Origin of the sequence: Micromonospora sp. NPDC005553 (assembly GCF_042871765.1) — a bacterium.
Taxonomy (GTDB): Bacteria; Actinomycetota; Actinomycetes; order Mycobacteriales; family Micromonosporaceae; genus Micromonospora.
Genome location: NZ_JBIAJD010000001.1, coordinates 1,228,635 through 1,248,613 on the forward strand (window position 1 = coordinate 1,228,635; position 19,979 = coordinate 1,248,613).

At 71.1% G+C, this 19,979-nt stretch carries 15 protein-coding genes; 2 read left to right on the plus strand and 13 right to left on the minus strand.

Annotated elements, in window-relative coordinates; translation table 11 throughout:
* The first annotated feature begins 20 nt into the window (after window positions 1-20).
* A complete protein-coding gene (locus ACFYPG_RS05550; protein WP_387350488.1) occupies window positions 21-1,295 on the plus strand; it encodes an activator-dependent family glycosyltransferase in 1,275 nt (424 codons plus the stop codon).
* Window positions 1,296-1,360: 65 nt separating this feature from the next.
* Here the strand turns inward: ACFYPG_RS05550 and ACFYPG_RS05555 are convergent, their stop codons facing one another.
* From ACFYPG_RS05555 to ACFYPG_RS05605, 11 genes are all read right to left on the minus strand, one after another.
* The gene (locus ACFYPG_RS05555; RefSeq protein WP_387350490.1) at window positions 1,361-1,798 is read right to left on the minus strand and encodes a nitroreductase family deazaflavin-dependent oxidoreductase; all 438 of its coding nucleotides are present in this window, start codon (window positions 1,796-1,798) and stop codon (window positions 1,361-1,363) included.
* Between the two features lie 3 nt (window positions 1,799-1,801).
* Window positions 1,802-2,308, minus strand: a complete 507-nt coding sequence (locus tag ACFYPG_RS05560) for an SRPBCC domain-containing protein (RefSeq protein ID WP_387350492.1) — start codon at window positions 2,306-2,308, stop codon at window positions 1,802-1,804.
* Window positions 2,309-2,358: 50 nt separating this feature from the next.
* Window positions 2,359-3,990 carry an MFS transporter gene (locus ACFYPG_RS05565; RefSeq protein ID WP_387350494.1) on the minus strand — a complete coding sequence of 544 codons (1,632 nt, stop codon included), beginning with the start codon at window positions 3,988-3,990 and terminating at the stop codon, window positions 2,359-2,361.
* A complete protein-coding gene (locus ACFYPG_RS05570) occupies window positions 3,987-4,583 on the minus strand; it encodes an NADPH-dependent FMN reductase (RefSeq protein ID WP_355008706.1) in 597 nt (198 codons plus the stop codon). Before ACFYPG_RS05570 ends, ACFYPG_RS05565 begins: the two co-directional genes overlap by 4 nt.
* 111 nt (window positions 4,584-4,694) lie before the next feature.
* Window positions 4,695-5,942, minus strand: a complete 1,248-nt coding sequence (locus ACFYPG_RS05575; RefSeq protein ID WP_387350496.1) for an activator-dependent family glycosyltransferase — start codon at window positions 5,940-5,942, stop codon at window positions 4,695-4,697.
* 34 nt (window positions 5,943-5,976) lie between these two features.
* Entirely contained in the window at window positions 5,977-6,609 is a 633-nt protein-coding gene (locus ACFYPG_RS05580) for a dTDP-4-dehydrorhamnose 3,5-epimerase family protein (RefSeq protein ID WP_387350498.1), read from the minus strand.
* Between the two features lie 10 nt (window positions 6,610-6,619).
* Window positions 6,620-7,885: a GNAT family N-acetyltransferase gene (locus tag ACFYPG_RS05585; RefSeq protein WP_387350500.1), complete on the minus strand. Its 1,266-nt coding sequence runs from the start codon at window positions 7,883-7,885 to the stop codon at window positions 6,620-6,622.
* Window positions 7,882-9,264, minus strand: coding sequence for a condensation domain-containing protein (locus tag ACFYPG_RS05590; protein WP_387350502.1), 1,383 nt, complete (start codon window positions 9,262-9,264; stop codon window positions 7,882-7,884). Before ACFYPG_RS05590 ends, ACFYPG_RS05585 begins: the two co-directional genes overlap by 4 nt.
* A 37-nt stretch (window positions 9,265-9,301) precedes the next feature.
* Entirely contained in the window at window positions 9,302-9,550 is a 249-nt protein-coding gene (locus tag ACFYPG_RS05595; RefSeq protein WP_387350504.1) for a phosphopantetheine-binding protein, read from the minus strand.
* Between the two features lie 92 nt (window positions 9,551-9,642).
* Window positions 9,643-12,891 carry a BTAD domain-containing putative transcriptional regulator gene (locus ACFYPG_RS05600; RefSeq protein ID WP_387350506.1) on the minus strand — a complete coding sequence of 1,083 codons (3,249 nt, stop codon included), beginning with the start codon at window positions 12,889-12,891 and terminating at the stop codon, window positions 9,643-9,645.
* A gap of 52 nt (window positions 12,892-12,943) precedes the next feature.
* Complete coding sequence (locus ACFYPG_RS05605) at window positions 12,944-13,945, minus strand: methyltransferase (RefSeq protein WP_355008699.1); 1,002 nt, start codon at window positions 13,943-13,945, stop codon at window positions 12,944-12,946.
* A 174-nt stretch (window positions 13,946-14,119) separates the two neighbouring features.
* Between ACFYPG_RS05605 and ACFYPG_RS05610 the strand changes: the two genes are divergently transcribed.
* The gene (locus ACFYPG_RS05610; RefSeq protein ID WP_355008698.1) at window positions 14,120-15,661 is read left to right on the plus strand and encodes a 4-hydroxyphenylacetate 3-hydroxylase N-terminal domain-containing protein; all 1,542 of its coding nucleotides are present in this window, start codon (window positions 14,120-14,122) and stop codon (window positions 15,659-15,661) included.
* Window positions 15,662-15,834: 173 nt separating this feature from the next.
* On the opposite strand, the gene ACFYPG_RS05615 is transcribed toward ACFYPG_RS05610, so the two are convergent.
* Window positions 15,835-17,904 carry a KedN5 family methylcobalamin-dependent radical SAM C-methyltransferase gene (locus tag ACFYPG_RS05615; RefSeq protein ID WP_387350508.1) on the minus strand — a complete coding sequence of 690 codons (2,070 nt, stop codon included), beginning with the start codon at window positions 17,902-17,904 and terminating at the stop codon, window positions 15,835-15,837.
* A 204-nt stretch (window positions 17,905-18,108) separates the two neighbouring features.
* Window positions 18,109-19,710 carry an FAD-binding oxidoreductase gene (locus ACFYPG_RS05620; protein WP_355008697.1) on the minus strand — a complete coding sequence of 534 codons (1,602 nt, stop codon included), beginning with the start codon at window positions 19,708-19,710 and terminating at the stop codon, window positions 18,109-18,111.
* Window positions 19,711-19,979 lie beyond the last annotated feature (269 nt).

Genomic DNA, 19,979 nt, shown 5'->3' on the forward strand with positions numbered 1-19,979 from the left:
ACCCGAAGGAGAGACCCGCCATGCGTGTCCTGTTCGTCGCTCCCCCGGACCTGAAGTCACACCTCTACATCATGACGCCGCTGGCCTGGGCGCTGCGCACCGCCGGTCATGACGTGCGCGTCGCCTGCCAGCCGGGCTCGACCGAGGCGCTGGCGCAGGCGGGGCTCACCGCCGTCCTGGCCGGTGAGCCCATGGCCGAGACGCTGGCCGAGGTCGACGAGATGTCCGAGCCGCCGAAGCGCCAGGCCGCACCGGCAACGCTGCCGGTGCAGACCGACTATGCCCGGGACGATCCGTACGCCGAGCTTGAGTACCTCACCACGAACCTCCTCCCGTTCCTGCACACCGACGAGATGCTCACCGACCTGATCGGTTTCGCCCGCGCCTGGCGGCCGGACCTGGTGCTCTGGGACGCGATGACCTACGCCGGACCGGTGGTGGCCCGGGCCTGCGGCGCGGCGCACGCGCGCATCCTGTTCGGCACGGACGCCTTCGTGCAGCTCTGGGAGGCGGTCCGGGCGGCCGGCGGGTCCCGGCCGGACCCGATGCGCGCCTGGCTGGAGCCGCTGCTGCGCACGCACGGCGGCGGCGCGTTCGCCGACGACGTCGTGCACGGTCAGTGGACGATCGACACCATGCCGCCGTGGACCTGGCGCCCCAGCTCACCGCACTACATCCGGATGCGTCACCTCGCCTTCAACGGCCCCTCGGTGGTGCCCCGGTGGCTCTATGAGCCGCCGGTCCGGCCGCGGGTCTGCGTCACGCTGGGCATGACCCACCGCGAGGCGGACGTCGCCGAGGCCTCCGCCGTGGACCTGCTCGAGGCGGTGGGCGACCTCGACATCGAGGTGGTCGCCACGATGAGCGCGGAGCAGCTCGCCTCGGTGCCGCGGATACCGGACAACGTGCGGGTGGTCGACTTCGTGCCGATGAACGTCCTGCTGCCGACGTGCAGCGCCATCGTGCACCACGGCGGATCCTCGACGATGGCCTCAGCCTTCGAGCACGCCGTACCGCAGCTCATCGTGCCGAGCGCGTACTGGAGCGAGAAGTGGTTCGGCCCGGTGGCGCAGGCGAACGGGCTGCAGGAGCGTGGCGCCGGGGTGTGGCTGGCCTACGACTCCGACCACCTCACCCGGGCGGGGCTCCGCGAGGACCTGATGCGGGTGCTCAAGGACCCGTCGTTCAAGGAGAACGCGGTCCGCCTGCGTACCGAGATGATGGGTCTGCCCACGCCCAACGAGGTGGTGCCCGCCGTGGAGAAGTTGACAGCGGCCTACCGGCGGGCGGGCTGAGGCAGGGCTGTGCGCCTCCGCGCGGACGGGGGCGGGCCGGCGGAGGCGCACAGCCTGTTCAGGGGTTAACGCAGCGGTTCCAGCAGCACCACCGGGATCTCCCGGGATGCCTTCTTCTGGTAGCGGCGGTAGGTGGAGAAGATTCCCGCCATCTTCTCCCACAGCGCGGGCCGCTCGGCCTCAGCGGCGACCGACGCCTTGGCCTGGAAGGTCTCGCCGTACACCTGCACGGACACCTCGGGTTCGGCACAGAGGTTCAGGTACCAGGCGGGATTCGCCTCCTGCCCGCCCGCCGAGGCCACCACCACGTACCGGTCGCCGTCCCGCCCGTAGATCAGCGCGGTGCGGCGCAGCTTGCCCGTCCGGCGGCCCCGCGTCGTCAGTAGCAGGGTGGGCAGCTTGCCCTGGAAGTCGTGTCCCTTGACGCCGTCGCTCTCCACATAGGAGCGCACGTGGTCGGCCACCCACTTGGTGGGACTGTCGTGGATCTCTTCGTCAGCCATGTGTCATCCCTGTTCTCCGTCGAGCAGTCGACGATAGCGTTCGACCAGCGCCGGAGGTGCCGGATCGGGGCCGGGTGGCACGACCTCGCGGCCGGCCAGGTGATCTCCGAGCAGGTCGAGGCCGGCGTGCCAGCCAGCCGCGCTGTAGGCGATGTGGCCCGGGTCGGCCACCGTGGTCAGCAACGTGAGGTCGGTCCCGTCCCCCGCGGCGGACAGCTCCCAGCGCAGGGTGTCCGGACCCCAGGTGTACGCGAAGAGGTGGGGTGGGTCGACGGCGAGGACCTGGCCCGGATCCGTGTCGCCACCGGGCCAGGTGAACGTCATCGCAGCGCCAGCCTCCGGCACCAGCTCGACGGTCATCGGCGTCCACCAGGCGTTGACCTGATCCGGTTCGACGAGGCACCGCCACACCTCGGCGACCGGTGCCGGAAAGCGGCGCCGCAGCCGCACGCTGGGCCGCGCGCTGTCCCGGCACAGCGTCACCTGGGTGCCATCCACGTCGAGTGACATGGTTACTCCTTCCGCGACGCCCGGCGGGCCAGGCCCGCCGGGCATCGGCGTCAGCGTTGAGGCGGAACGGTCTGCGGGGCGTCGTCGGTGCGGCCGGCCTCGACGCCGGCGGCGTCCGCGGCCGTAGCCTGCTCGGCAAGCGGCGGAATGTCGGTCGGCGGCGTCATCTCGCTCAGCTGCGTGTGCCGCAGGGCGAAGTACGCGAAGACGGCCAGGCAGATCATCAGCGCCGCGCTGACCCAGGCGACGTTGTTCAGACCGACGGTGAACGCGGCCCGCGCCGGCACCAGCAGGTCGGGGAACTGCGCGGACAGCACGCTGGCGGGAGCGATGCCCTCCCGGGCAGCCTCCACCACGTCGGGCGGCACCGTGTCGGGCACAGTGTCCGCCAACTCGCTGCGGTAGGTCGCCATGCCGATGCTGCCGAGCGTGGCGATGCCGATCGAGATGCCGAACTCGTTGCTGGTCTGCTGCAGCGACGACGCGGAGCCGATCCGGTCCGGCGGCGCGGCGCCCATCACCAGCATGGTGCCCAGCGACGAGGGCAGGCCCATACCGAACAGCAGCACCGCGAAGCCCGCGACGAGCAGCCCGAGACCGTCCACGCTGTCCACCTGGGCCAGGATCAGATAGCCCACCACCCCGATGCCGAGCCCGAGCGCGATCACCCGGCCCGCCTTCAGCTTGGCGGTTAGGCCCGGCGCCAGGAACAACGCGATGATCATGGCCAGGGACGGCGGCAGCAGCCACAGGCCCGCCCGCAGCGGTGACAGCCCCTCGATCACCTGGAGGAACTGGGTCACCAGCAGCGACGCGCCGCCGTTGAGCGCGCTGACCAGCAGGCCGAGGATGAGCGCGGCGCGCAGCGTCGCTATGCCGAACAGGCGCAGGTCGAGCAGCGGGTCGGTGAGGCTCCGCTGCCGCCGCACGAAGAGCACGCCGACCAGAACGCCGAACACCATGGCGAGCAGTGCCGGTGCCGTGAAGCCGTCCTGGGCGAGCTTCTTCAGCCCGTACACCAGCGAGATCATCGCGACCAGGGACATGGCGACACTGAGCAGGTCGAGCTTGCCAGCGCCCGGGTTGCGGCGCTCCGGCAACAGCACCGGCGCCACCACCAGGACGAGGACCATGATCGGGACCGCGAGCAGGAACGCCGAGCCCCACCAGAAGTACTCGAGCATGATGCCGCCGACCAGGGGCCCGAGCATCAGACCGCCCATGAAGCAGCTCATCCACGACGCGATCGCCATGCCGCGCTGCGCCGGGTCCCGGAACATGTGGGTGATGAGGGCCAGGGCGGCGGGCATTCCTGCCGCACCGGCCACGCCGAGCAGGGCGCGGGCGCCGATGAGCATCTCCGGCGTCGTGGCGTACGCCGCCAGCAGCGACGCCGCGGCGAACGCGGCGGAGCTGATCAACAGCATCCTGCGGTTGCCGAAACGGTCACCGAGCGTGCCCATGGTGACCAGCAGGCCGGAGGTGAGGAACCCGAAGATGTCCACGATCCACAACTGCTGGGTCGTGGTGGCGCCGAGGTCGGCGCTGAGATGCGGTAGTGCGAGATACAGGACCGTGAGGTCCACCGAGGCCAGCAGGGTGGGCAGGCAGAGCACAGCCAACCCGATCCATTCCCGGCGGCCCGCCCGCGGCACGGCCGCAGTGGTGCCTTCGGTTGTCATCGAATTCCTTCCTGAAGTTTCCCGAGTCGGGTGTCGGTCGGCGCCACGCGTCCGCGCCGCAACGTGTCGGCCCACCAGACGAGCTGTTCGAGCATGCGACCAGCCGCGACCGTCAGACCGGGATCGACCGGCCGGCCGGCGAGATCGAAGGCGGACCGGTGGTGAGGGATGGTCACCGGGTCGCGCACCGTCATCGCGTCCAGGTCGGTGAACACCTGGCGCAGATGGTCCACCGCCCGCAGCCCCGCTGCCGGCCCGCCGTAGCAGACAAAGCCAACGGGCTTGCGCCGCCATTCGTCGCGGAACCAGTCGATGGCCGTCTTCAACGACCCGGGGAAGCTGCCGTTGTACTCCGGTGTGACGACGACGAACGCGTCCGCGGCGGCCAGCCATGGTGCGAGGTCGCGAACGGCGGGCGGAGCCGGGTCGCCGGCGACCTCGGGCAGGCGGGCCTCGGCGAGGTCGATCACGTCCGCCTCGATGCGCCCACCACGGTTGGTCTCGTCGCACAGCCAGCGCGCCGGGACCGGACCGAACCGGCCTCGGCGGATGCTGGCAATGACGATCACCAACCGCAGATGGTTCTCGCTCATCCTGGCGTCACCTCTCCCCGGCTCGCCGGCCTCCCCGCAACAGTGGTCAGCCTTCCGTGCCGGGGTTCCGGTTCGGTTCCGGCCGGACGTGCGCCGGCCGGAACCCCCGGGTCACCGCTGGGCGGCGATCTTCTCGAGAACCGGCACGATCTCGCTCGGTGCCGGCTCGGCGAGCATCTCGCCCCGGATCCGGTCCGCGGCCGCCCGGAACTCCGGCTCGTGCACCAGCCGCAGGACGTTGTCGCGGATCGCCTCGGGCGTCGCCCGGTCGAGCGTCAGATCCAGGCCGGCGCCCTGCTCGCGCAACATGTCGGCGCGCACGACGGCGTCCCACAGGTCGGGGACGAGAGTCAACTGCGGCACGCCGTACGCCATCGCCGTCGACACCACGCCGGCGCTGCCGATGTGCACGACGGCCGCGCAGCTGGGCAGCAGCGCGTGCATCGGCACGAAGTTCACCACCCGGACGTTGGGCGGCACGTCGGTCAGTTCGCTCTCGTCGACGGCCAGCGTCGCGACCACCTCGACGTCGGCGTCGGCGAAGAGCTTGAGCGTCGAGACCGGGATCGGGTCGTAGCCCAGCATGTAACGCATCGAGATGCCGGCGGTCACGCAGACCCTCGGGCGCTCCGGGCGCTCGCGCAGCCAGCCAGGGACCCGGGCCGGACCGTTGTACGGCACATACCGGAACGGCACGATCCGCAGCCCGACGTCCAGCCGCATGCTCTCCGGCGCCTGGTCCAGGGTGTACTGCCCGGTCAGCACGTCGGCGTCGTAGGTGACTCCGAACCGCTCCAGGTGCGCGGCGGCCCAGTCCTGCATCGGGTCGCGTCGCCGATCCTCGGGCTGCTCGGCGAGCAACGCCTGGAACCGGTTGTAGATGCGGGTCTGCGCGTCGGCTCCCCAGAGCAGACGGGCGTGTGCGGCGCCGGTGACCCGGGCCGCGATGGCGCCGGCGAGGGTGAAGTTCTCCCAGATGATCAGATCCGGCTGCCACTCCCGCGCGTACGCCACGAGGGCGTCGACCATCGGGTCGTTGAACACCTTGGCCGAGGTCTCCACGGCCTCGTCGAAGAACGCCAGCAGGGCCGGATAGTCCATGTCGGCGCCGCCGGTCCGCAGCGCCGTGGTGATCCGCTCGCCCCAGGTCGGGTCGTCGGCCTTGGCCGCGATGACCGACATGAAGTCGTGGTCCTCCCCGACCTGCACGGCGGTCAGGCCGGACTGCACTACCGCGTCCATGAGGGCCGGTTGGGTGGCGACCCGGACCTCGTGGCCGGCGGTGCGCAGGGCCCAGGCCAGCGGGACCATGTTGTAGTAATGGGTGGTTTCCGCATAGGTGGCGAACAGAACGCGCATCGGTGCCCTTTCGGTCGGGTCGTCGTGTGCCCGCCTACCGTCCACCAGCCGCCCTGGCCGGGGCATCTCGCAGATTGCGCACCTCGATCGCCCGGCAGCGGGCGTAGTCCGGCAGCAACCCCGCCTCCCTTGCCTGCTCCAGGGTCGGCGCGGCGCGGTCGCGCTCGGACAGATCGTGCCCGGCGGGGTTTCCCACCGGCAGACCCAGCCGCGGATCGAGGACGGAGACGGCGCGCTCGTCAGCGGGCTCGTACTCCCGCGAGAGCAGGTACTGCATGACGGTGTCGTCGGTCAGCGCGACGAAGGCGTGGCCGACGCCGACCGGCAGGTACAGCGCGTCCATCCGGTCGCCGGTGAGCCGCACCGCGTCCCACTGGCCGTACGTGGGCGACCCCACCCGGATGTCCACCACGATGTCGAGCAGGGCGCCGTGCACGCAGTAGACGTACTTCTCGGCGCCGGGGGGTGCGGCTGTGTAGTGCACCCCCCGAACCACCCCCCGCCGGGATCGGCTGTAGCTGGCCTGCGCGAGCGGGAACAGCGGACGGCCGGTGGTCTCGGCGAACAGGCCAGCCTGCAACGGGGTGCCGAAGAAGCCCCGGTCGTCGGGGAACACCGGCGCGGTGAAGTGCAGGGCCCCGGTCACGGCGAGCGGGCTCACTGTCACGGTGACCCCGTCAGAACCAGTAGCTGATGTACGGGCTGCGCTCCGGCACCGCCATGGCGTCCCACAGTCGCACCTTGCGCGCGTCCGGGGCGCTGATCCGGCCGGCCCGGGTGAGCGCGGCCGCCGGGGTGCCACCGAGCAGGATGACGGCCAGCGCGCCGACGCCCATCTCCAGGTCGGCCGCGGCGGTGACCGGCTCGCACGTGGCGTGCCCGTCGGTCACCTCCAGCCGGAACGTGCCGGCCGCCAGGCCCTCCGGGTCGTGCACGGTGAGCGTGAGGACGCCGTCGCAGGCCCAGCCGCGGGTGCGCAGGAGCCGTGGCACATCCAGCGGGCGGATCCAGAGGGCGTCCTGGCGGCGGACACGCATCCGTCGCGCGTCGTCGACCCACCAGCGCAGCGGGCTGTCCACCGGCATCCGCCACACGTCGATCTCGCGGACCAGGTCGACGGAGAACAGGTGCCGCCAGAGCGCGCCCTCCGCCTCCTGGTCGGCCGCGAGGAAGTCGATGACGTGCAGCTTGCTCTGCGGCGCGGACTCCGCCGTCCAGTCCGGCATGATCCGGTATGTCACCAGCCCACGGTCGTCGATCGCGGCGCAGTGCCGGGGCCCGTACCCCGGGGCGCCCAGGGCGAGAGCCTCCTCCAGCGCGCCGGACGCGGGGTCGCCGGCAAGCCGGTCCCAGTAGCACGAGGGGGTGAGCACCTCCCCGGGCGTCTGCGCCGCCTGCTGGGAGTACAGCTTGTACCCGAGGTCCCGGGCCTGCGTACCGTCGATCCGACGAGGACGCAGGTCGCGGCCCGGCACGTCGTCGCGCAGGCCGACCGCCCGGACGTCGAACTCGACCGCGTCGGACCAGGTCGCCGGGCCGGAACCGAACCGGCCGTAGATCGGCCACTCGGACGCGCCCCCGACGACGATCGCCTTGCCCTCGTCGACGGCCCGCCGGTTCAGGTGTGCGACTGTGGCGCGCAGCAACCCGCGCCGGGCCACCACCGGGTGCGCGGAACCACCGGTGCACGCGGCGGCCGGCACCGTGTTTCCGCCGGGGAGCACGAGGTCACGGTCGAGCGCGGTGTTGGTGGCGACGTACCGTTCGTCGTCGGCGACCGCCACGGCCCGATCCGGCGGGTGCGTGCGCCGGTAGAAGTCGAGGATCTCGGGATCGGCGCTGACCGGGTTGCCGAAGGCACCGAGCCAGCAGTCCAGCCATTCCCCGTACCGGTCGTCCGGGAGGTCGGTGACCAGCTGGTAGCCGGGAGGCAGCGTGCTCACGAGTGCGCCCCTTCGTGGGTACGGGCGCCGGCCAGCGGCGCGTCCGGGTCGGCCAGGACCCTGCCGAACAGGTCGCGGAACTCGGCCAGCATGCGGTCCACTGTGGCCTGCTCGAACCGGTCCGTGCTCGAGCTGACGGCGCAGAAGATCTCACCGTCCGGGTCGATGTCGATGGTCCACAGGATCGCGTCGTCGGGGATGCCCGGGCCCTGCGCCTGGGACAACCGCCGACGCACCGGCGCGTACTCGACCGCACCGGCGGACCGGGTCTTCGACGCCGCGGGGTTCTGGAACACCGCGAAGCCCGGCACGACCATGCCGCCCTGTTCCAACCCCGCGATGACGTCCGGGGCCCGCTGCGCCAGTCCGACGAACGGCACCTCGTGCGGGAATGCCTCCAGGCAGGTGGCGCGCACCCGGGCGAGGACGTCGCGGTAGGTGGCACAGCCCGAGATGTCGGTTCGCAGCGGTGACATGTTGACGAAGTAGCCGACCGTGGCCTCGGCCCACTCGTGCCGGCGGCCGGGTCCGGGGGTGAGCGTCCACACCACCCCGTCCGAGACACCAGTCATCCGCTGGAGATGGATGAGCTGCGCCGCGAAGATCACCATGAACGGTGAGCTTCCCGTCGCACGACCCAGACGCAGGGCGGCCGAGCCGATCCGGGCGTCGATCTGGAAACGGTCGACGCGGGTGACGCCCGGATGGTCGGGGTTCGCCGGCCGGTCCGCGGCGATGACGACGGGGCGCGCTCCAGCCAGCCGCTCACGCCAGTACTCGAAGGACGGGTCGGACCCGCCGGCAGCGGCATCTCCCTCGGTGCGTCGCACGTAGTCGCGATACCGCGGTGGGTCCGGCAGGTCGGGCTTGCCGCCGGCCAGGCGGGCGGCGTAACACGCGGCCAGGTCGTCCATGACGATGCCCAGTGACCACACATCGATCAGCGGGAGGTACGCGACAAGCACCAGCACCGCGTCCCGGTCGTCGAAACGGCCCAGGTACGCCCAGAGCAGGGGAAGCTCGTCCGCGTCGAAGTGACCGGACTCAGCCTCGTCGAGGAACCGCTCGGCCCGTACGCCCCGGCCGTCCGGGTCGTCGCCCAGGTCATGCACCTGGAGCCGGGCCGGGCACGGGTCCCGCACCTCCTGTTCCCAGCCGTCGGCGCCCCTGATCACCATGGTCCGCAGTGGTTCGTGCCGGGCGATGACGTCGTCCAGAGCCCCGCGGAGCAGGTCGGCGTCGACCGGCCCGGTGAGCCGCCAGCCACCGCTGGAGATGGGGCGCGGGCCGAACCCCGCCGTGGAGCCGTCCTCCTGATGCTGCCCGCGCAGGAACTCCTGCTCGATGGAGAACGGGAAGCGGTTCTCTGCGTACACCATTCCACCGTGCCTTTCCACGTGGTCGAGCCCGCTCGGGTCAGCGCCGTTGCGCACGCGCGAGAACCGCCCGGGCGAAGGCGGCGCGTGTCGGATCCTTGAACAATTCCTCGACGGGCACGTCGATGCCGGTCCGGTCACTTATCCGCGCGACGATGCGAAAAGCCGCTATCGACTGCCCGTTCAATTCGAAGAATGTCGCGTCGGGCGGACCGGCCGCGGTGTCGAGAACGTCCTCCCAGATCGCATTGACGTGCTTCTCGAGATCGGCGCGCGATTGTTCTGACATCCGGATCCCCTCGGCCGGGAATTCACTGTCTCGCGAGCTGAAGCATCACACGGGTACGACCCGATGTTCATCTCCTGCGTTGCGCAGGCTCGTCAGCGCCGGGCCATCGACCGGTCGTCGCGCAGCAGGTCGTCGAGCGGCGCGCCGGCCCCTGCGGCGCGCTCCGCGACCAGTTGGGCCGGGCCCAGGTCGGCGGCCAGGAGCCCGGCGACGCGTCGCGAGTCGTGCCGGTCCGCGTCCGGTGACGGCAGTCCCGCCGCGTCGCGGGCGGCGTCCGCCGCGCCCAGCAGTCGGGCCGCCCGCACCGGGTCACCGGCCAGCCGGTACGCCCCGGCGAGCCCCTCCAGGGCGAGCGCCACCGCTCGCGGGTCACCGCTGTCCTGAGCCGCGGCGAAGCCCTCCCGGTGCCGGTGCAGCGCGTCGTCGGCCGCACCGCGCTGCTCGGCGACGAAGCCGAGCTCCGCGCCGACCGCGGCCACGCCGGCATGCCAGCCGGCCTGCCTGTTCCACTCCAGCCACGGGTGCAGCAGTCGCTCGGCGGCGTCCCATCGGCCCTGCCGGCGTGCCGTGATCGCCAACCCCAGGTCGGCGAACTGCTCCAGGGCCAGATTGGACTGTTCCTTTGCCATGTGCCGGGCCTGGGCGTGCAGGTCGCCGGCGGCGGCGTGGTCGCCGGCGTCCAGCGCGATCCGTCCCAGTTCGTTCAGCTGGTACGACACCTCCGGCCACAGGCCCAGCTCGCGGGCGATGCGGAGGGCATCGCGGTGCAGCCGCGCGGCACGGCTGCTGTCCCCGGTCATCCGGGCCAGCGCGGCCAACGGATTGGTGGCCTGCAACACTCCCCAGTGGTCGCCGAGATCGCGGAACTCCTCCAGACTCCGCTCCGCGTCGCGGCGCAGCGCGGCGACGTCTCCGCGCAGCAGCGCCGTCCAGGCCAGGCTACTCAGCGCGGCCGCCGCCCCCCAGCGGTCGCCGAGGCTACGGAAGTCCGACAGCACTCCGTCCAACCGGCCGTCGCCGGGCCGGGCGGTGACATCCTCGGGCAGCGCCGAGGCGAGCAACCAGCGGGCCCGCGCCACGGCGTGCGGGTCGGCACCGGCCTCACCCTCGGCCTCCGCCCGGCACAGCAGGTCGTGTGGGTCATCGCCCCCGAGCGCTGCCATGCCCGCCTCCCAGAGCAGCGCCAGGGCACGCCGGCCGGCCGGCGCCTCGCCCGGCACCGCGGCCGCCGCCGCCAGCGCACGGCGGCCCTCGCCCAAGTGGCCGCGCAGTACCCAGTACCAGGCGCAGGCGCAGGCCAGCCGGAGGGCGAGCACCGCGTCGCCACGCTCGATCGCCGCGGCCAGGGCCGCCCGCAGGTTGGCCTGTTCGGCGTCCAACCGGCGCAGCCACCGGCGCTGGACGGGACCGCGCAGATTCTGGTCCGCCTCCTCGGCGAGGGCGGCCTGGCAGGTGCCGTGCCGCAGTCGCACCGCCTCGTCCTCGCCGGACTCGCGCAGCCGCTCGGCGCAGTACGCCCCCACCGACTCCAGCATCCTGTACCGCACCCCGTCGGCGTTCTCCACGAGCGTGACCAGCGAGCAGTCCACCAGTCGCCCGAGCAGGTACGCCACGTCGGCACGGGACACTCCCCCGGCGGCGGGCGGATCGGCGCACACCTCCTCGGCGGATGACAGCGCGCAGCCGTCGGTGAACACCGACAGCCGTCGCAGCACGGCCCGTTCGTCCGCGCCGATCAGGTCCCAGCTCCAGTCGATCATGGTGCGCAGGGTGGCGTGGTGGGCCGGGCCGCCGCGCCGGTGGGCAGCCAGCAGTCGGAACCGGTCGTCGAGGCGGGCGGCCAGTTCGGTGATCCCCATCGTGCGCACCCGGGTGGCGGCCAGTTCCAGGGCCAGCGGTATGCCGTCGAGCCGTCGGCAGACGGTGGCCACCGCTGCCGCGTTCTCGTCGTCGGGGGCGAAGCCGGGCTCGGAGGCGGCCGCCCGCGCCAGGAAGAGCTCCCCGGCGCTGGACCGACGCAGTTGCGCGACCGTCGTCGTACCCGCCTCCGGCGGCGCCAGGGGCGGCACCGGCACCAGAACCTCGCCGGGCACACCGAGCGACTCCCGGCTGGTGGCAAGAATGCGCAGGTCGCGGCAGGCATCCAGCAGTTCGCGGCCGAGCTCGGCGACATCTTCGACGACGTGCTCGCAGTTATCCAGCACCAGCAGCAGACGCCGACCCCGCAGCGCCGCCACCAGTCGGTCGACACCGCCGGCGCTGCCCGAGCGGCCGTCGTCCCGGAGCCCAAGCGTGCCGGCGACGGCGTCGATCACGGCCGACGGCGCCCGTCCGCCGCCGGCCGGACGCGGCACGGTGCTGAACTCGACCATCCACGCGCCGGCCGGCACACCGGGTGCGATCCGCGCGGCGACGGCCACCGCTAGCCGGGTCTTGCCGACGCCGCCCGGACCGGTCAGGGTGACCAGGCGGCCGGCGTCCAGCAGTCGAGCCGCGTCGGCGACCGCGGCGTCCCGGCCGATCAGCCCGGTGAGCGGGGCCGGCAGGTTCCCGCGTTCGGGTTCGATCGGCACCGGCGTCGTGGCCGGGCCGGTGAGCGCCGGGTCCTGGCGGAGCAGGGCGCGGTGCAGGGCGACCAGTTCGGGCCCCGGGTCGAGCCCCATCTCGTCGCGCATGCGGTCGCCGAAGACCCGGAACTCGTCGAGCGCCTCGGCCTGCCGGCCGCACTGGTACAGCGCCCGCATCCGCGCCGCGCGGAAACGCTCGCGCAACGGATGGCGTTCCACAAGGTCGCCGAGATCGGCCAGCACGTCGGCGTGTCGACCCAGATCGAGCGCTGTCTCGGCCCACTCCTCCTGAGCGATCAGCCGGGCCTCCGACCAGCGCGTGACAGCCGGGCGGACGAACGCCTCGTCCGGGAAATCGGCAAGCGCGGGGCCGCGCCACAGCGCCAGGGCATCGGTCAGCAGCGCCATCCTGTCCCGGGGGTGGACGGCGCGGCGGGCTCGGCCCACCATCTCGGTGAACAGGCCGACGTCCACCGCGTCGTCGCCGGCGGTAAGGGCATACCCGGCCGGGGAATGCGTGACCAGATCGCGCGCCCCCGGCTCGGCGTCGTCCAGTGCCCGCCTGAGCTGCGACATCTTGCTGCGGAGCACGCTGGCCGGGTTGGCGGGCAGTCGGTCGCCCCAGAGGTCGTCGATGAGCCGGTGCGCCGCCACCGGCCGACCGTCGTGGACCAACAGGTCGGCCAGCAGCGCGCGGACCTTGAGCTCCGGGATGCGCACCGGCTTGCCGTCGGCGGTCCAGACCTCGAGCGGACCGAGCATCCCGAAGCGCATGCGGCACAGGGTAACCCACCCGGTGGCGCGACGGCGGCAACGGAATGGCAGGTCAGCCTGCCGCGCGCAGCTCCACGATGGAGAACGAGCCGGCCGGATGGACGGCCACAGCGTGCAGCCCGACGGATGCCGCGAGGGCGGTCAGATCGGCGGCGGTCCGCTCCCGACCACCGCAGGCCGTCAGCATGCGCAGGTCCATTCCGGTGTGGGTAGCCTCCCCACCGGGTCCGGTCTGCTCGACCACCAGCACCGCGCCGGTCTGCCCGGCGGCCTCCGCGCACCGGCGCAGGATCTCCCGCGCAGGGTCGTCGGCCCAGTTGTGCAGCACGAACGACAGCACGTACCCGCCGGCGCCGGCCGGCAGCGGGTCGAAGAAGCTGCCGGCCACCACGTCCAGGCGCTCCCCCAGGTCCGACTCCGCGACCGACTTGCGGGCGGCCTCGCAGTTGTCCGGCATCTCGAGCACCGTGCCACGCAGCGTCGGGTAGGCGTTGAGCAGCCCGATCAGCAGCGCGCCGTTGCCGCCGCCGACGTCGACGACCCAGCCCAGCGGACCCCAGTCCATGCCTTCGACGATCTCCGGAGACCGTGACTCCAGGTCGCTGGTGAGCCGGTTGAAGTTCGCGGCCCGCTCCGGGTCGGCGGCCCAGTCCTCCCAGAAGGAACGGCCGAACTGGACCGGAAAACCGGCCTCTCCCGTCCGTACGCTGTGCAGCAACTGCACGAACGACAGTTCGGCCCGGCCGACGGAACCCTCGATGTCCAGCCGGGCGCGGGCCTTCGACGGGTGGTCCTCCCGCAGCACCGCGCCAAGCGGGGTCAGTGAGTACCGCCCGCCGCTCTCCCGGGTCAAAAGGCCCCGGACGGCCAGGTACCGCATGACCCGCTCCAGCGCGTCGGCGTTCACCCCCTCGGCCCCCGCGATCGCCTCGGCGGTGTCGGCACCGGCGTCGATGTGGTCGGCCAGGCGCAGCGTCGCCGCCGTCCGGATCGCCATCGGCGTACCGAGCCCCGCCATGGACCAGATTTTGGCGCTCATCTCGTCCCGTGCCACCGTGCCCCCTCGTGGGTCGTAAGAATCTGATCGTCGCCCGCTCACGCTCGCATTCCTTGCGTAGCAGCGGCATCTCCTGAATTGCCGTTCCGCTTCCATTGCCTTGTCGTGCCACCGAGCCGGCTGGCACGCTCCATGAATATCCGCACCGCCACGCCGAGGAGCTGATTGCCGATGCCGAGCGCAGAATCCACGACGGAGACGCCGGAGGCGCAACCGTCCGGACTACGGCCATTCACCGGTGCCGAATATCTGGAAAGCCTGCGCGACGGTCGGGAGATCTGGCTGTACGGCGAGCGAATCAAGGACGTCACCGAGCATCCGGCCTTTCGCAACAATGCCCGGACCATCGCGAACATGTACGACGCGCTCTGGGAGTCGCCGGACCGCGACGTGCTGACCGTCCCTACCGACACCGGCAACGGTGGCTTCACCCATCCGTTCTTCCGCGCCCCGGTCGACGCGGCCGACCTGCGCCGCTCGCGCGACGCCATCGCGGCGTGGCAGCGACGGTGCTACGGCTGGCTCGGCCGCTCGCCCGACTACAAGGCGTCGTTCCTCGCCACCCTGGGCGCCAAGGCCGACTTCTACGCCCCGTTCGGTGACAACGCCCGGCGCTGGTACAAGGAGTGCCAGGAGCGCGTGCTGCACGTCAACCACGCGCTCGTGCACCCGCCGGTGGACCGCCACCTGCGCCCCGAGCAGGTCGCCGACGTGTACGTGCACGTGGACCGGGAGACCGACGCGGGCCTCGTGGTGAGCGGGGCGAAGGTGGTGGCGACCGGGTCCGCGCTGACCAACTACAACTTCATCGCCCACCACGGGCTCCGGATCAAGGAGAAGCAGTTCGGTGTCGTGTTCATGGCGCCGATGAACGTCCCCGGGGTGAAGCTGCTCTGCCGCACCTCGTACGAGATGACCGCGGCCCGCACCGCCAGCCCGTTCGACTATCCCCTGTCGAGCCGGATGGACGAGAACGACGCGGTCATCGTGTTCGACCAGGCCCTGATCCCGTGGGAGAACGTCTTCGTCTACGGCGACCTGGAGAAGGCGAACACGTTCTTCCACGACTCCGGCTTCATGCCGCGGTTCTCCCTGCACGGCGCCACCCGGCTGGCGGTCAAGTTCGACTTCATCTGCGGCCTGCTGATGAAGGCCGTGGAGATCAACGGCACCGACGAGTTCCGTCAGGTACAGGGCAACATCGGTGAGCTGATGGTCTGGCGGCATCTGATGTGGGCGCTGTCCGACGCCATGATCGAGCGGTCCCGGCCGTGGGCCGACGGCTACGTGCAGCCCAACGAGGAGTACGCGCTGACGTACCGGACCCTCGCCCCGATGGCGTACGGCAAGATGCGCGAGATCGTCCAGCACACCGCGGGCAGTGGGCTGATCTACCTGAACTCGGGTGTCGCCGACTTCCACAACCCGGAGATCCGCCCGTACCTGGACCGGTACCTGCGCGGCTCGCACGGCACCGACGCTGAGCAGCGGGTGAAGGTGATGAAGCTGCTCTGGGACGCGGTCGGCACGGAGTTCGGCGGGCGTCAGGAGCTGTACGAGCGCAACCACGCCGGCAACCCGGACGACAACCGGGCCCAGGTGCTGCGCCGCGGCACCCAGGCCGGCGTCACCGACGACATGATCGCCCTGGTCGAGCAGTGCCTGTCCGAGTACGACCTGAACGGCTGGACCGCGCCGCACCTGGCGACGTAGTAGGCGGCGGCGATCGCCGCGGACCCCTGAGCTGGCGTGGGCGCTCGTCGAGCGTCCACGCCTCATTTTGCCCGCGACCGGCGTCCACGCCTCAGTCTGTTCGTGAGAAGGCGCGCCGGCGCGCACGCCAGGGCCCGGCGCCTCCTGTTGAGGCACCGGGCCCGCAGCGTGTCTCAGGAACAGCCGCCCTTGTCCGCCTTGAGCATCCCGAGCGTGGTCCGTCCGTCCGGAGCCGGGGAGCCGGCCTCCGCGGACCGCGACGCCGAGGTGGCCTCGAACTCCGCCTCGCTCAGGCCCTCGGCACTCCCCCGCGCGTTGTCGTGGACCTCCTCGGCGGTCATCCCCATGAAGTGCACGACGATCTCGTGGTTGGTCGACGTGACCGCCGACTCCGAGCCGGTGCGGTAGTACAGGTCGACGGTGAAGTCCACCGGCGACAGGTCCGGCTCCTCGCCGCGCCGGATGGCCGCGACGATGGCCGGCACGTCGTAGCGGAGCCGCACCCCGCTGCGCAGGTAGTACTCCTCATCGCGTACCAGCACCACCGGCAGGTCCTCACCGACCGGATGGTCGGCAGGGCGGTAGACCGGCTGGGTGAGCAGGTCGTACCGGAACACCTCGTCCAGCACCGGCGCCGCCTCGGCGGGCACCAGCGGCCGGATCGCCTCGTCCCACCAGCGGTGCAGCATCCGCTCGGCGTCCGGGTCGGTGTAGAGGTAGGTGATCGCCGCCCCGAACGCGCCGGTTCCGCCGACAGCGGTCGCGGCGTACCCTCGCAGTGGCGCGGCCGCCGGGTCGTCAGTGGTGCTGATCCAGGTGTCCAGGTGGCGCAGCACCTGGGACTGGGTGATGCCGGCGAGGTGCCGCAGCGCCGGCCAGATCCAGCGCAGGACCGCGTTCTCCGCCACCACCCGCGCCATGAAGAGGAACCGCTGCATCTGTTGGTTCTCGGCGAAGGTCATGGTGTTGTGCGCGAGCACGTACTCGAAGTCGTCGTTGTCACCGCGGACGGCCTTGATGCCGTACTGCTCCTTCTTCTCCATGTAGTCGGTGTTGGGCAACAGCAGGATCGGGTAGACCGCGATCCGCGACACCCGCCGCGACAGACGGTCGTAGCCTTCCATGAAGGACTGCACTGTCTCACCCGGCGCGCCCCAGATCAGCTCGGCGTAACAGTCGAGCCCCTCCTCGTCCAGCCAGGCGGCGAGGTCCTCCCATTCGTTGACCTTCATGTTGCGCCGGTTCATGGTGTCCAGTGCGGTGTCGCTGAGCGTCTGCAGCGCGAGCGTGAAGGAGCTCCGCATGCCGGCCTCCTTCATCATCTTGACGATGCGGAAGAACGTCTTCGACTTGTTCTTCGCCCAGGACGTCTCCAGCGCGCGCGGGAAACCGAGCCGGTCCCGAGTCTCGATGAGCGTCTCGACGAACTCCACGTCACCGGGCAGGAGCCCGAAGTTGGCGTCGCAGGCGACCACGGTGTGCACCTTGAGCCGGCCGAACATCTCAAGCTCGGCGCGCATCCGCTCCGGCGAGAACGCCCGGACCTTCTGCCCGACGGCACCGCCCCAGTAGCAGAACGCGCACTTGTACGGGCAGCCCCGGTTGGTCTCCATCAGCGCCACGTCGTACCGGAAGTTGCCGTCGGCGTCGGTCATCTCCAGCGCCCCGGTCAGGAAGGGCGACGGTATGATCTCGAGATCCTCGATCCGGTCACGGGCGACGTTGTGACAGGTGGCGCCGTCGGTTTCGCGGAACGACACACCCGCCACCGCGTGCAGCGCGTGCTTGTCCACGCCGTCCAGGTAGCAGTTGAGCAGATCGCGGAACGTCAGCTCGCCCTCCCCGTTGACCACGACGTCGACCTCGGGGAACATCCGGAACACCCGGTCGGCCTGCTCGGCCACGTGGGTGCCACCGAAGACGACCCAGCCGTCCGGGTTGAGCTGTTTGAACGTCGCGGCCAGTGATCCGAAGGACCGGTAGTTCCAGCCCAGCACGCTGAACGCGAGAACGTCCGGCGGCTCGTCGCTGAACAGGGCGTTGGCCATGGTGGCGTTGGTGGTGCCGCCGCGGAAGTTGTGGATGCTGATGTCGCAGGCGTCGCGGATCCGGTCGTCGGCCAGGGCCGTCGACTTCAGATAGCCCGACGCCAGCGGCATCGACTCCAGCGGCATCTCCCAGACACCCTGTTGCACCAGGAACACCTTGGTCGTGGCGTTGGCATTGCCGTCCGGGCTCGTCATGTCGGTCCTCCGTTTGCTGATCGGATCTCCTCGGCCGGGACTCAGGTCGTCCCGGCTGTCCGGCAAGGACCGCCACCTCTTCCGTCACACCGTCGTCAGGGCAGTACGCAACCGGCCCCACACCCGTCATGTCGATGGGCGTGGGGCCGCTTCGCGACCGGCTGTGTCAGCGGTCTGCGGGCAAGGCCTGGACGAACCGCCCGGTCAGGCGGGCTCGATGGACATCGCGTGCTGGAAGGTGTTCAGCGGGTCGTACTTCTTCTTGATCCGCTGAAGCTTCGGGTAGCTGTCCTTGTAGTAGAGGTCGTGCCAGGGCACCCCTGACGTGTTCCACGCCGGGTCCCTGGTGTCCTTGCTCGGGTAGTTGATGTAGCAACCGTCGTACTGGTCGTTCGGGACCGGCACCCCGCCGGTGGCGGCGTGCACGTCCCGGTAGAGCCGGCGGGTCCACTCCACGGCCTCCGCGTCGGCGTTCGGATCGGCCCACGTGGAGTCGATCCAGAAGCGCAGAATGGAGTCGCGCTGGGGCACCGCGGTGGCGTCCGACGCAACCGCGTTGACCTGCCCGCCGTAGGCACCGAGATAGACCAGGCAGGAGTTCTTGGCGTCGGGGTCCGTCAGCGCCCCGTAGACGATGTCGATCTGGTCGTCGGTGAGCGGCTTGCGCAGGTTGCTGCCCGCCGACTTCGTCCGGGCGCCGAGCGAACGGGGGTACTCGAACAACGCGTTGGCGAGCCAGAGCTCCTCGTTCATCTCGACGTAGCCCTGCACTGACACGCCCTCGGAGACAGCGGCGATGTAGTCCTCAACCATCCGGCGGGCATTGGGCGCCGTGGCGTCCATCCGGCACTCCAGGTAGAGCGCGTAGTCCCTCTTCATGTTGAGGTGCAGGGCGCTGTGCATGACGACGTACGGCGAGTCCGGCCCGCTGTTGGCCGCGTGCCAGGCTCCGTGGTTCTGCACCAGCCGCTTGAAGTCCGCCTGGCTCAGCGACTCCCATGGCCAGGTCACCCAGGTCATCAGGAGCCGGGCCGGCGGCCGCGGCAGCGCCTTGGTCGGGTTGTTTCCGGTGGCCCGCGGGTCGCGGAACCAGTACCGGGTGACGACGCCGAAGTTGCCGCCGCCACCACCGGTGTGCGCCCACCACAGGTCGCGGTTCGGGTCGTCGGGGCGGCGCGTGGCGACGACGATGCGGGCCTTGCCCTTGGCGTCGACGGTCACCACCTCGACCGCGTACAGGTGATCGGAGATGAGACCGTACCGCCGGGACAGCGGCCCGTATCCCCCGCCGGCGGTGTGTCCGCCGATGCCCACCGGTGGGCACACCCCACCGGGGATGGTCACGCCCCAACCCAGGTAGAGCGCTTTGTACGCCTGCGCGAGCGTGCTGCCCGCGCCGACCGAGAAGGCGTTCATCTTGGCGTCCCAGGAAACCTGGTGCATCGGGGACACGTCGATGAGCATGTCGAAGCGCGGGTCGGCGACCAACGCCTCGAGGCAGTGCCCGCCGCTGCGGACGGTGAACTTGCGGCCCTCCTTGACCGCCCGCTGCACCGCCTCCTGGACCTGGCCGGCCGAGTAGGCCAGCACGATCGAATCCGGGGAGAAGACGAAACGCGCGTTGAACCCGCGCGTCAGCAGTTCGGGGTAACGCGGGTCGTCCGGACGCACCACCACATTCGGCAAGGCCGCCCCACCGCTGTGACCGACGGCCTGCGCAGCGCCGGGCTGCAGGACCAAGCCGGTGACAGCAGCGCCGGAGACAGCAGCGGCCGAGCCGAGGAACTGCCGGCGCGATGCAACCATGTGAGCACCTACCCATCGGTATAAGTCGACTGATCCGGCTCAGTCTGCTTGCTCTGGCCACGCGCGATCTTCTTCCAGATTGCGGTGCCGCCCGGCGCCCGGACCGAACATCGACAGGCGACGCTGCCTGCGATGGCACCACTGTGCCGCAGCGGCGACATCCCGGGCATCTCGCAAGTTGCGCTCAGCGGACGGACGACCCGGCTGCGCAACGTGTGAGATGCCGTCCCGGGCGGTGCTCCGCGATGGTGATCAGGTGATTCCCATGC

Excerpts from the sequence above, each read along its gene's own strand:
- ACFYPG_RS05610 (WP_355008698.1), top strand. The coding sequence starts at position 14,120 with ATGCCGAGCGCAGAATCCACGACGGAGACGCCGGAGGCGCAACCGTCC.
- ACFYPG_RS05560 (WP_387350492.1), bottom strand. The coding sequence starts at position 2,308 with ATGTCACTCGACGTGGATGGCACCCAGGTGACGCTGTGCCGGGACAGC.
- ACFYPG_RS05575 (WP_387350496.1), bottom strand. The coding sequence starts at position 5,942 with ATGCGCGTTCTGTTCGCCACCTATGCGGAAACCACCCATTACTACAAC.
- ACFYPG_RS05595 (WP_387350504.1), bottom strand. The coding sequence starts at position 9,550 with ATGTCAGAACAATCGCGCGCCGATCTCGAGAAGCACGTCAATGCGATC.
- ACFYPG_RS05615 (WP_387350508.1), bottom strand. The coding sequence starts at position 17,904 with ATGACGAGCCCGGACGGCAATGCCAACGCCACGACCAAGGTGTTCCTG.
- ACFYPG_RS05565 (WP_387350494.1), bottom strand. The coding sequence starts at position 3,990 with ATGACAACCGAAGGCACCACTGCGGCCGTGCCGCGGGCGGGCCGCCGG.
- ACFYPG_RS05550 (WP_387350488.1), top strand. The coding sequence starts at position 21 with ATGCGTGTCCTGTTCGTCGCTCCCCCGGACCTGAAGTCACACCTCTAC.
- ACFYPG_RS05590 (WP_387350502.1), bottom strand. The coding sequence starts at position 9,264 with ATGGTGTACGCAGAGAACCGCTTCCCGTTCTCCATCGAGCAGGAGTTC.
- ACFYPG_RS05600 (WP_387350506.1), bottom strand. The coding sequence starts at position 12,891 with ATGCGCTTCGGGATGCTCGGTCCGCTCGAGGTCTGGACCGCCGACGGC.
- ACFYPG_RS05620 (WP_355008697.1), bottom strand. The coding sequence starts at position 19,710 with ATGGTTGCATCGCGCCGGCAGTTCCTCGGCTCGGCCGCTGCTGTCTCC.
- ACFYPG_RS05555 (WP_387350490.1), bottom strand. The coding sequence starts at position 1,798 with ATGGCTGACGAAGAGATCCACGACAGTCCCACCAAGTGGGTGGCCGAC.
- ACFYPG_RS05570 (WP_355008706.1), bottom strand. The coding sequence starts at position 4,583 with ATGAGCGAGAACCATCTGCGGTTGGTGATCGTCATTGCCAGCATCCGC.